The organism is Streptomyces sp. NPDC051567 (assembly GCF_044454165.1).
Classification (GTDB): domain Bacteria; phylum Actinomycetota; class Actinomycetes; order Streptomycetales; family Streptomycetaceae; genus Streptomyces.
In genome coordinates this window covers 19,036-29,850 of record NZ_JBITDK010000045.1, presented here as the reverse complement: position 1 = coordinate 29,850, position 10,815 = coordinate 19,036, and the positions used below count along the sequence as shown (strand labels likewise).

The 10,815-nt window shown below is 73.9% G+C and carries 10 protein-coding genes; 6 read left to right on the top strand and 4 right to left on the bottom strand.

Translation table 11 applies throughout. The features are described 5' to 3' along the window. Positions 1–169: 169 nt before the first annotated feature. Both ACIA5F_RS29650 and ACIA5F_RS29645 read right to left on the bottom strand, forming a co-directional pair. Positions 170–535, bottom strand: a complete 366-nt coding sequence (locus ACIA5F_RS29650) for a hypothetical protein (protein WP_399358300.1) — start codon at positions 533–535, stop codon at positions 170–172. Next, the gene (locus ACIA5F_RS29645; protein WP_399358298.1) at positions 532–1,323 is read right to left on the bottom strand and encodes a ParA family protein; all 792 of its coding nucleotides are present in this window, start codon (positions 1,321–1,323) and stop codon (positions 532–534) included. The genes ACIA5F_RS29650 and ACIA5F_RS29645 overlap by 4 nt, the downstream gene beginning before the upstream one ends. A 457-nt stretch (positions 1,324–1,780) precedes the next feature. On the opposite strand from ACIA5F_RS29645, the gene ACIA5F_RS29640 reads away from it, so the two are divergent. The 6 genes from ACIA5F_RS29640 to ACIA5F_RS29615 all read left to right on the top strand — a co-directional run bounded on the left by ACIA5F_RS29640 (position 1,781) and on the right by ACIA5F_RS29615 (position 9,073). Beyond that, positions 1,781–3,874 carry an ATP-binding protein gene (locus tag ACIA5F_RS29640; protein ID WP_399358296.1) on the top strand — a complete coding sequence of 698 codons (2,094 nt, stop codon included), beginning with the start codon at positions 1,781–1,783 and terminating at the stop codon, positions 3,872–3,874. Between the two features lie 158 nt (positions 3,875–4,032). After that, a complete protein-coding gene (locus tag ACIA5F_RS29635; protein WP_399358294.1) occupies positions 4,033–4,794 on the top strand; it encodes a hypothetical protein in 762 nt (253 codons plus the stop codon). A gap of 4 nt (positions 4,795–4,798) precedes the next feature. Then, positions 4,799–5,299: a hypothetical protein gene (locus ACIA5F_RS29630; RefSeq protein WP_399358292.1), complete on the top strand. Its 501-nt coding sequence runs from the start codon at positions 4,799–4,801 to the stop codon at positions 5,297–5,299. Between the two features lie 17 nt (positions 5,300–5,316). Next, positions 5,317–7,425: a hypothetical protein gene (locus tag ACIA5F_RS29625; RefSeq protein ID WP_399358290.1), complete on the top strand. Its 2,109-nt coding sequence runs from the start codon at positions 5,317–5,319 to the stop codon at positions 7,423–7,425. Between the two features lie 183 nt (positions 7,426–7,608). Further along, positions 7,609–7,899 (top strand): hypothetical protein, encoded by a 291-nt coding sequence (locus tag ACIA5F_RS29620; RefSeq protein WP_399358288.1) that lies wholly within the window; start codon positions 7,609–7,611, stop codon positions 7,897–7,899. A gap of 58 nt (positions 7,900–7,957) precedes the next feature. Then, the gene (locus ACIA5F_RS29615) at positions 7,958–9,073 is read left to right on the top strand and encodes a hypothetical protein (protein ID WP_399358286.1); all 1,116 of its coding nucleotides are present in this window, start codon (positions 7,958–7,960) and stop codon (positions 9,071–9,073) included. A gap of 275 nt (positions 9,074–9,348) precedes the next feature. On the opposite strand, the gene ACIA5F_RS29610 is transcribed toward ACIA5F_RS29615, so the two are convergent. Together ACIA5F_RS29610 and ACIA5F_RS29605 are read right to left on the bottom strand one after the other, a co-directional pair. After that, a complete protein-coding gene (locus tag ACIA5F_RS29610; protein ID WP_399358284.1) occupies positions 9,349–9,543 on the bottom strand; it encodes a hypothetical protein in 195 nt (64 codons plus the stop codon). A 43-nt stretch (positions 9,544–9,586) separates the two neighbouring features. After that, positions 9,587–10,444 carry a hypothetical protein gene (locus ACIA5F_RS29605; RefSeq protein WP_399358282.1) on the bottom strand — a complete coding sequence of 286 codons (858 nt, stop codon included), beginning with the start codon at positions 10,442–10,444 and terminating at the stop codon, positions 9,587–9,589. Positions 10,445–10,815: the final 371 nt, after the last annotated feature.

The window sequence follows — 10,815 nt, the reverse complement described above, 5'->3', positions numbered from 1 at the left end:
AACCACGAACCGACCACAACCACCCCCGGCCGCACCAGGACGTCACCACGGCGCACCCGCGGCGCCCTGACAGACCCTCAACCACCCACCCCACCCACACCCGGACCGGACCAGAACCCGTACTCCGTGGGCGGTGTTGACGCACGCGCGGCGGCCCCATCCGCGCCGTCTAGGACGGCTCCGTACGGCGCCGGTCGAGGACCTGGGCCAGGGAGTCAGTCACCCCTGAGGTGGTGTCCGCGAGGCGGATCAGGGCGCGGAGTATCTCCGACTTGTCGACGGGGCGGCCGGTCCGGCGGCGCAGGGTGAGGGCGAGCTGGTCGAGGGTGAGGGCGTCGTCCTGGTCCAGGAGCAGCGTGTACTTGCTCGGCTTCAAGGGCGGCTCTACTGACGGCATGACGGCATGACGGCTTGCCGTCATGCCGTCAGTACTGCCTTGACCTGAGGGTTCTGTGCCGAATCGGCCGGAGAGGCCGGTCAGCATCGCGCTGACGCCGCCGGTGTCGACCTGGAAGTCGTTGGGCTTCTTACTCATGAGGCGGTGGTCTCCGGGAGATAGCCGGCCTTGACGGCGAGGTCTCGGTACATGCGGGCAACGTCGGACCTGGGCTCGTACTGGGCGATGGTCTTGCCCTTGTTCTTCGCTTCGGCCACGGCGGTGCGCAGCGGGATCTCCCCGACGACGGGGAGGGGGAGCTGGTGGAGCGCGTCGTAGACCTTCTGGTGGAAGCCGGAGAAGGGGCGGTCGATGCGGTTGATGACCAGGCCGCGGTAGCGGGGCGGGTCGATGCGGGCCTCGGTGGCGAGTGTCTGCACCTGGCCGATCAGCAGCTCCAGGGCCTCGATGGAGAACTCGTCCACGTCGACCGGGATCAGTACGGCCGTAGCCCACGTCAGCGCGTTGTCGGTGTCGACCTCCAGCGCGGGGCGGCAGTCGACCAGGCAGTGGTCGAACTCCTCCTCCAGGAGTTCCAGCACCCACGTGAGCCGGTGCTCGGAGCTGCGGGCGCTGTAGAGGTTGCGGGGCAGGGTGAACAGGTCCAGCGCGGACGGGATGACGAACAGGTTCTCCGAGTGCTGGCGCACCATCGAGCGGGCCTGCTCCCGGGTGCAGCCCTCCAGCATCGCGCGGGCCAGGGTCATCTCCCCCTGCGGGTGGAGCCTGTCCACCTTCAGAGCCGTCGTCAGATTTCCCTGTCCGTCCAGGTCCACCAGGAGCGTCCGGCGGCCCGCAGCCGCCAGCGTGCCGCCCAGATGGAGCGTGGTCGTCGTCTTGGCGACCCCGCCCTTCTGGTTCAGCAACGCGTCTCGTGTCATTTCCATACGGCAGACCGTACCGCCGTCATGCCGTCATGCCGTCATAGCGGCGTGACGGCGTGACGGCGTGACGGCGTGACGGCGTGACGGCGTGACGGCGTGACGGCACTGATGCCTCTACCAGCATCAACATGCCTGCGCCCGCCACGGTCACGGCGGCGCGGGAGACTGTGCGGGTGACCACTCGCCGCCCGCTTGGCACGGGCCCCCGCCTCGGTACGACTGCTCCGCACCCGGCCGGGCGCCGGGCGCGTCTTCCCGCCGAGGGAACTGACGCTTCCCCGCCCGCCGGGGACGGGCCCGGCGGGCGGCCCGGCACGGCGGCGGGCCGGCGTCCCCTCGGCACGGGTACCGACCCGGTCGGGGACTGAGCGGAGGACGGCCGGGCGCCCGGTCCCGGGCGGGCCGGCTGCGCCGCACTACATTGAGCGGCTTCACAGCAACCGGTAGCAGGGGGAGCGCTTTGGACGAGGGCCGTCACGAGACGTCGCATCAGACTCCGTGCCCGGCGGGGCCGCCGCCGAGGCCGGTCCACCCGCCGGGCGTGGGGCCGTCGGTTCCTGCGCCGTCGCGGGCGCCGGGCGCCGGTCCGACTGTGGCCCAGTGGCTGCGGGTGCCCCGGCCGGAGGCCGGGGTGGGGGTGTGGCGGTACGGGCATGTGCCGCGTGCCGTCGAGGAGCCGGAGGTCACCCCGGCCCGCCAGCTCGTCACCGGCGCCCTGATCTCGGCGGTGGCCGGGCTGTTGCTGTGGTCCCTGCTGTGGAACGGCTACCTGGGGCATTTCTGGCTGTGGCCGCTGCTGGTGTTCACGCCCGACTCGTGGCGCGGCCGGATGCCCTTCGTCGTCGCTGGCTACACCTGGTACGCCATCGTGATCGCGATCTTCGTGGTGGGGTTCGGCAGGCTGGGGCGGTGGCCGGAGCTGCTGCGCCGGGCGCTGCGGCGCGCGGTCCCCGGCCGCTCGGCCGTGCCGGTGCCGGTGGTGTCCGGGGAGCCGGAGGACCCGGCTGCCTGGCCGTACCTGCGGGCCGCCGGTCTCGGTCAGGCCGCCGAGATCCTCACCGCCGAGGCGGGCGCCGGGCGGATGACCGATGTCGACTATGTGCGGCTGCGGCGCGCGTGGGAGAGCACCGCGGCGCACCCGGGCCGCCGGGCCCAGTTCGGGGCGGCGGTGCGGGAGCGGGGCGCGGGGGCGTGCGCGCATCCGTCCGGGGTGCGGGACCTGCCGGTGCGGGCGGCCCGGCACGACCTGGTCCACGCGCAGGTCCTGGTGGGGACGGTGGATGCCGGTGCGCGTACCCCGTACGCGCGGCGGGGGACCGGGATGGCGCTGGACCCGGGGGTGCTGGGGACGTCGCTGCTGGCGGTCGGCCCGTCCGGGGCCGGGAAGACGGGCCGGCTGGTGCGGCCGGTGGTCGAGTCGCTCGCGCTCCAGGCGCTGGCCGGGCAGGCCGTGGTGGTCGCGGTCGGCGCGGCCGGGGTGCGGCTGGGCCCGGACAGCGGCTACGACGTGGTGGTGCGGCCCGGGGACCCGGCCGCGTACGGGCTCGACCTGTACGGCGGCACGACCGACCCGGACGAGGCGGCCGCCTTGCTCGCCGAGGCGTTCGTGGGCGACGTCCTGGAGGTCGATGTGCGCCGGGCCGCGACCGCCCTGGCCCAGCTCCTCGGCCCGTTCCGTACCGTGCACGGCCGGTTCCCCGCCGTGCCCGAGCTGCGTGAGCTGCTCGACAGTCTCCAGGCGGTCGAGGAGCTGCGGCGGGCGCTGGAGGGGGCCGGGCATCCGGCGATGGTGCGCGAGCTGGACGCCCGGACGCGGCAGTGGGGTGCGCCCGGGGACGTGGGGCCCGTGCTGGCGGACCGGGTCGCGCTGCTGGACCGGCCCGCGTTCGCTGGTTTCTTCGACACCGGGCAGGGGAGCCGGCCGTGGTCGATGGCGGCGGTGGCGCACCCGCTGCGGGTCCGGATCGACCTGCCCGAGCGCGGTCACGCGGACGCCTCCCGGATGCTGGCCCGCCTGCTGCTCGCCCAGTTCACCGCCGTCGCGGCGGCCCGCAGCGACCGCTCCCTGTTCGCCTTCCTCGTCCTGGACGATGCCGGACGGACGGTGACCCCGGGGACGCTGCGCGGGGTGCAGCGGCTGCGCTCGGCCAATGCGGGGGTGCTGCTGGCCCTGCGGTCCCTGGACGAGGTGCCGGAGGGGCTGCGGACGCCGCTGCTGGGGGCGGTCGGGTGCCGGATGGCGTTCGGCGGGGTGACGGTCGAGGACGGGCGCCGCTTCGCGGAGTCGTGGGGCACGGAGTGGGTGGAGGCCCGGGACGTCACGCACCGGACCGTGTTCGCCGACCAGCCGCTGACCCGCATGGTGCACTCCTTCCGCAAGCTCGTCACCGGCAAGGCCGTCACCACGGACGCGGTGACGGTGCGGCAGGTCGAACGGGAGCGGTGGTCCGCCTCCGACCTGGCCCACACCGTCCCGCCGGGGCACGCGGTGCTGTCGCTCACCTCCGTCCGGGGAGAGCGCGCGGCACCGCTGCTCGTCAACCTCGCGACCTGATGTCATCCAGCCATCCCTGTGGCCCGAAACGGGCCGTTTCGATCTGGTATGCCGTACATCAGTGTCCGGTGAACACCCCTTGACCTGCGCAACTCCGGGGCCGGTGAGGGTGAGTGGGACGTACATTCGGCTGGTAAACGGAGCCGGAGGGGGCGCTGATGACGGACGGCCAGCAGGGAGCCGGCTGGGAGCCGGTGGACGAGGCCGCACCGTACGTGCCCGTACCCGGGGCCCCGCCGCGCCCGGACTACCCGCCCGAGGCCGGGGCCGAAGCCGCGCCCGAGGCCGGGGCGGGAGCCGGAGGGGAGGCCGGAGGAGATCTCGACGTGGCGCCCGGAGCGGCGCCCGGTCCCGGGGAGACCGAGGCGGAGGCGGACTGGTGGCGCCACCCGGACCCCGGCCAGGACGCCTGGGCGGACCCGGGCCACGACGCACGCGAGGCCGCGTGGGAGGTCGGCGCACAGATCGGCGAGGCCGTCGCGGCGCATCTCCCGGCCCCTCCCGGGCCGCCGCCGACCCCCGCCGAACAGGGCTGGCGGGGCCTGGATCTCCGGTGGCTGGGCTTGAAGTACAACCTTCCCGCGGCCCCGCTGGCGGTGCTGGCGACCTGGCGCGGCGAGAGCGCCGTGACCCGCGTGACCCGCGCCGTCACCGAGGGCGGCATCTTCGCGCCGCTGGGCTGGGTCCTGCTCGTCGTCCTCGTCGGCCTGGCCGTGATGATGCTCCCGATGGGCGGGGTCTTCGCGGCCCTGGCCGGCACGGTCCTGCGGGGTCTGACGGCCCTGACCGTGCGGGCCTGGAAGGCCCGCTACATCAGCTACCTGCTGCGCCTGCTGCTGGCCGTGGCCTGCTGGGCCTTCGTGATCGCCGTGCTCCGCGTGGTCGGCGGCACGGCACTCAACTGGATGACTGGAGCGTGACGATATGAACACTGCGGGGGCTGCGGTCGGAGGGATCGGCGCGGTGGCGCTGGGCCTGGTGCTGCTCTTCTATCAGGTCGGCAGGTGGAAAGGCGGTGACCCGACATCCAAGCTCCACTTCTTCGCCGGGGTCGCGCTGGCCGCGCTGCTCCTGCTGGGCGGCGGCATCCTCGGCGTGATGGGCGGCACCGCCGCCGCACTCGGCGACGGCATGGGCACCTTCGCCCTGGAGAGCGCAACAGGGGCGGTCACCTCGGCCGGGTCCCACCGGCCGACGACCGGCGGCGAGAAAGTGGGCGTGGGCGGGGCGATCGCCGGTCTGTGCCTGCTCGCCCTGTACCTCGGCCTGATCAAGAGCGGGCGCTACGACCTCAAGTCCCCCCTGATCAGGGGGGCCCTGGTCGGTGTGTGGCTGGGCTCCTCGGCGGGCCTGCTCGGGATGGCGCTGGGCCTGATCCGGACCTCCGGCAACACGGTCGGGGACATCCTCGTCGGCACGATCTGAGCACGGAGGACGGGACAGTGGCGAGAACAGGAAACACCGGCCCGCCCCCGCCGCCCGCCGGGGGCGGGCTGGGCGCGGGAGTACGGCATCTGCGGACGGAGTGGGGCCGCTGGTGGCGCACAGAAGACTGGAGTGACACCCACGTCGCGCACCACGTGCTGAACGACCAGTTCCGGACCTGGCAGCAGTTCCAGCAGCGCAACCGGGGCGAGGTGCAGCAGAACATCGGCCTGCTCAAGGAACAGCAGAAGGTCCAGCGGCAGTCGCAGATGATGCAGATGAACATGCAGCGCCAGCGCCAACGGCAGGGCCGGTACGGGTACGGGGGGTACGGCGGCGGCGGGGGCGCCTCCCCGATGATCTCCTACCGGATGATGCAGTGGGCCCAGCTCCAGATGCGCATGGGCCAGAAGGAATTCCGGCACCTGGAGATCACCCCGAGCATGCTGCACATCGGCCGGGGCCAGGTCCGCGCGCGCCGCCACCGGGCCGCCGCCGCATGGCTGCTCGCCCTCGGCGCCTGCTGGGCCGGCCTGTGGTGGGCCTCCGCCCTCGTCGCCCTGGCCGTCACCGTCATCGCCGCCCTCGTCTTCGTCGTCACGGCGACGGCGGCGGGCCGCAACCCGGCCCCCCGCCGCCCGCCCGTCCCCCGGCTCCTGTTCATCCCGCCGACCGCGCCCGCACACACCGAACTCGCCGCCGAGCCGGAGCCGCAGCCGTTCCCGCTGCGTGAGGCGGGGCGGGACCCGCAGCGGGTCCGCGAGTGCATCGCGCTGGCCCTGCGCTCCGAGAAAGCGCGCGTGGGCCACATCGACATCCCGGAGGAGACCACCTGGGGGTGGACGGTCCCGCTGGTGCTCTCCGGCGGCACCCTCGGCGACCTGGTCCGCCTGCTCCCGAGGCTGACCACGCCGCTGCGGGTGGGCGCCGGCCGGGTCATCGCGCAGCGCACGTCCGGTGAGGACAGTGCCGCCGTCACCCTGCGCATCCTGACGAGCGACCCGTTCGCCACCGCGGCCCCGTACCCGGTACGGCCTCCGCTCTCCTGCTCGATCACCGACCCGTTCTCGATCGGCGTCTCCATCGACGGCGACCACACCCCCGTCGTGATGGCCGGTCAGAGTGCCCTGATCGTCGCCCGGACCGGCGGCGGCAAGAGCGGCATGGTGCGGTCGCTGGCCGAGTACGCCACCGCCTGCTCCGACGCCGTGGTGGTCGACATCGACCCGACCGGCCGGGGACTCGGACCCCTGGGCCCGTGCGCAGCGCGCCGGGCCCTCACCCCCGAGAACGCGGAGCGGGCTCTGGAGTACCTGCTGGCGCTGGCTCAGGCGCGGATCGCCGCTCTCGGCCCCACCGAGGACAACTGGCGGGTGGCCCCGGACAAGCCGGCCGTCCTGGGGTTCGTGGACGAGTTCCCCGAACTCACCAAGAAGGGCAAGGCCACCGCGATCGCCCTGACGCGCCTGGGCCGCAAGTCGCGGGTGACGCTGGTGATCTGCACCACCGACGCCACCGAGGACGTGATGGGCGACGCGATCGGTGACGCGCTGGGCGTGCGCATCCTGATGTCCTGCCGCCAGGCTGACGTGCCGCTGGTCGTGGGCCAGGCCGACGCCGCCGCCCGGGGGTGGCTCCCCCATCTGCTGGTGCCCTCCCCGGGCGAGTGGGAGCCGGCCGACGCGGGACAGTACTACTGCGTCACCCCCCGGCACCGGGACCCGGTCCTGCGCTACGTCAGCTACCTCGACCCGGGCACCGCGGCCGTCCGCGCCCGCGAACGCGCCGCCGCCGGACTGCCCCCGCTGACGATGCCGGTCCCCGCCACGGCCGCCGCCGCCACGAAACCGGCCCCCCCGATCGCCGCTCTCCTGCTCGCCGCGTTCGCTACACACGGTGACCCCGAGGTCATGTCGGTCGGGCAGATCTCCGAGCACCTGGCCGCCGTGGACCCGGGCACCTGGCGCCAGTGGGACGGCCGCACAGACCGGCTCGCGATGATCGGACGCACCATCAAGAACCAGCTGGCGGCCGGGGGTCTGGACATTGCGACGGGCCGCCTCTCCGCCCTGCCCGGCCGCCCCACCGGCTACCGCCTCACCGATATCCGGGATGCGCTGTCGTGACCTGCCCACGACCTGCCAGGCTGCTCCCATGACCTGCCACCGGCCTGCCAACCACCCGCCCGAAGGCCCTTCGGCCTGCCGGACGGCCTGCCGGCCAACCACCCGCAGGCAGGCCGTCCGGCAGGTCGTGACCTGCGATGACAGGCCAGGCAGGTCAAATCCCGACCCCGGCCCGGAGGGCCTGTGACCCACAACCCAGCCCAATACGCCCGGGTGGCCGCCGACTCGCTCGCCCGGCTCGTCCAGGACGTCCGCACGGGCCGCGCCGAGTGGGCGCCGCACACGGTCCGCCCGGCCGCCGCCGACCTGCTCCGTACGGCCGAGGCGATGGCTGCCGCGCTCCAGCAGATGACCACCGTCCTCGACCCGCGCGCCCCGCAGACCCGCCAGCACGCGGCGGCGCTGCACCTGGCCGGCCAGGCCGCCGCGACGTGTGCCGCGCAGCTCCGCACCGCCTTGCGCACCCTGCACTGACAGTCACCACCGAGGGGGACACGATGACCACCGCCAACGCCGCCGCAGGGAGTGCCTGATGCCCACACCCACCCCGACGCCCAGCCCGAGTGCTGATCCGTGCGACCTGATCTCGGGTCCCGTCCAGGACACGTGCAGGCCCGGCACCACCGTGCCGGGGGTGGTGCCCGGGGACCCGCTCGCCCCGCTGGACCCGCTGACCTCCCTGGCCCAGTCCGCCGCCAAGGCCGCGCACTGGATGGCCACCCAGCTCGGGACGCTCGTCGCGGACCGCGACTCGGTCGACCTGACCAACGCCAGCTTCCTCCAGCAGTACGCCGTGGTGTTCGCGGCCTCGACCGTCCTGGTCCTGGTGCTGTGGCTGCTGGCCGTCGCCAAGCGCGCCGTGCGCGGGGTGCCGATGACGACCGCGATGTCGGAAGCGGTCGGCCTGCTGTGGATCGCGGTCGCCGCCTCCGCGTTCACCCCGCTGATCCTGTACGTGGTGATCTCGGCCGCCTCCGCCGTCACCGACGTCCTCGTCACCGCCCTCGGCAACGACCCGAAGGGCCTCTTCGAGAGCCTCGGCGCCGACCTCGAAGCCGGAAAAGTCGGCGGGGGACCGCTGATCCTGCTCCTCGTCAGCATCGCCACCATCGCCCTGTGCGGGGCCCTGTGGCTGCTCCTGATCATGCGCGCCCTCGGCCTGTACGTGGGCGCCATCTTCTCCGTCGTGGTGTACGCGGGCCTGGTCGACCGGGACTGGTGGGGCCACACCCGCCGCTGGGCGGGCATCATGCTCGCCCTCGTCGCCATCGAGCCGGTCATCGTCGTCATCATCGGCCTGGCCGCCGCCCTGGAGACCAGCCAGGACACCAACAGCGTGGTGACCGGCCTCGCCATCACCCTCATCGCCCTGGCCGTCACCGTCGCCATGATCGTGAAACTCCCGGGGATCGGCGACTCGCTCAAGGTCGCCCGGGGAGCCGGCCGGGTAGCCGGAGGCGCCGCCCGCGCGGTCACCGGCAGCGCCTCCGCCGCCACCGGGGTACAGCGCGGCATCAGCGCCCACGGCGACCGCGGCACCACCCGCACCAACTCCAGCTCCAGCAGCGGCGGGCAGAACGCCAGCAACCTCGCCGGGGGGATCGCCGCCCACTCCCAGCGCAAACCGAAGAGCGACACCGACAACTAGCCCAGCTGCACCCGACCGTGGGGCCGTCACCGGACATCCGGAGACGGCCCCACCGCCGTGCCCGGCACCCGCACCGGCCCGGCGGACACCCGCCCACCGGCATCCCGTACGACGCCACACCCGCCCCACCGGCAACCCGGAGCCACAGACGGCCCGCTGACCGCCCGCCAGCACCCGCCCCGACCCGGAGGGCGGATGCTGGCCGCACGGCGCCCAGAGGGCCGCCCAGCACACTCCCCGAGTGCGGGAGATCCACGCCCGGGGGGGCACGCGGGTTACAGGGTGATGGCGGTCTGGAGTCCGCCGATGACCGCCGACCGCCGGCGGGCCGGCAGGCGCGTCACGGCGTGGTCGGCTCCGCACAGCAGATCCGGCACCGGGATGCCGTAGTGCGCGGACAGGCGGTCGAGGTCCGCGAGCGTCCACGAACTGCCGCCGCCACCGGCCTGCTTGCGGGACACCTGCCCCAACGGCGGTACCGTCCGGCCTCCTCGGAGGCCGGACAGCAGGTGCCTACCGGCTGGCGAGCCTCTCCGCCGCCTTCCGCTCCCGGTCGGCGGCGGCCCTCGCCTTCCATGCCAGCCACTCCGCGCTGGGCCTGCTGGCGACCTCCCACGCGGCGGCTTCCTCGTCGGCCTGGTCTTCGTCGGGGCCGTCGTAGTCGGGCTCTTCCTCGGCGACGTCCTGGTGGTCCTCGTCGGCGGGCTGGTCCTGCCGGACCGGCGGGACCGCCGGAGAGGTGGGGCGAAGCTCGGGCGGGACCGGTGCGGTGGGCCTGGGGTGCCGCTCCCGCCACACCGTCATGTGCTGCTGCACCTCGTGGTCGAGCATCGCGCCGTACCTCCCGGCCCGACCGAGGAGCATCCGGAACCGGAACTCCTCGTCGGCCTCTTCCTGTTCCCAGGTGGTGACGGCCGCACGGGCCGCCGTGAGGGCCTCGGTCTCGGCCCGCAGCCGCTCCTCAGCGGCGGCGGTTGCCCGCGCGACGTCGCGGCGGTCGGTGGCCCGCTGCTGGCAGGCCCGGCAGTCCCCGCCGCCGATGATCTGCCCGTCCTCGCATCCGAGGTCCGGACAGTCCTGGATCAGCAGCGCGGCGGCCAGCCAGGAGTTGCGGTTGATGATCCGGTCGCACCCGTCCTCGTTCTCCGGGCTGCGACGCGGGGCCTTGCAGCCGGAGGCGGTGCACCGGTCGCAGCCGCGGTAGTCCGCCCCGGCCCGGGTATCGGCGTGCTCCCCGTACCAGCGCCGGTTGATCCGGGCGATCACGTGCTCCGGGGTCCTGCGCGGAATACCCCGTGCCTCGTCGCCACCCAGGAGGTCGTTGATGGCGCGGTGCAGACCCGGGTAGAGCACGGTCCCGGGCCTGGCCACGGCCGCCGGAATCGCCGCCCGCACCATTTCCCACCCAGGCAGAGCCTGACGGGCCCTGGTCTTCACCGTGGCGGGCCGGGGCGAGGAGGTCTTGCGCTGGGGAGGGAGATTCGGTTCCGACGCGGCGGAGCCGCTCCCGGCCCCGCCGCTCTCACCAGCCGCGCCCTCGAACGCACCCGCCCCTGCGAAACCACCCGCAGGTTGGCCTACGGCGTCAGCGAGGGGCTCTGGCTCTGGATGCACGTTATGGACAGGGCTATAGACAAAGGGCAGCACCGGTGCTGCCAGGGTGGCAGCACCGGTGCTGCCAGGGGTGGCAGCACCGGTGCTGCCACCCCTGGCAGCACCGGTGCTGCCACCCTGGCAGCACC

What these genes read in the sequence shown, in the direction of transcription:
- ACIA5F_RS29630 (WP_399358292.1), top strand. Translation starts at nt 4,799, where the DNA reads ATGAACACTGCGGGGGCTGCGGTCGGAGGGATCGGCGCGGTGGCGCTG.
- ACIA5F_RS29635 (WP_399358294.1), top strand. Translation starts at nt 4,033, where the DNA reads ATGACGGACGGCCAGCAGGGAGCCGGCTGGGAGCCGGTGGACGAGGCC.
- ACIA5F_RS29650 (WP_399358300.1), bottom strand. Translation starts at nt 535, where the DNA reads ATGAGTAAGAAGCCCAACGACTTCCAGGTCGACACCGGCGGCGTCAGC.
- ACIA5F_RS29615 (WP_399358286.1), top strand. Translation starts at nt 7,958, where the DNA reads ATGCCCACACCCACCCCGACGCCCAGCCCGAGTGCTGATCCGTGCGAC.
- ACIA5F_RS29645 (WP_399358298.1), bottom strand. Translation starts at nt 1,323, where the DNA reads ATGGAAATGACACGAGACGCGTTGCTGAACCAGAAGGGCGGGGTCGCC.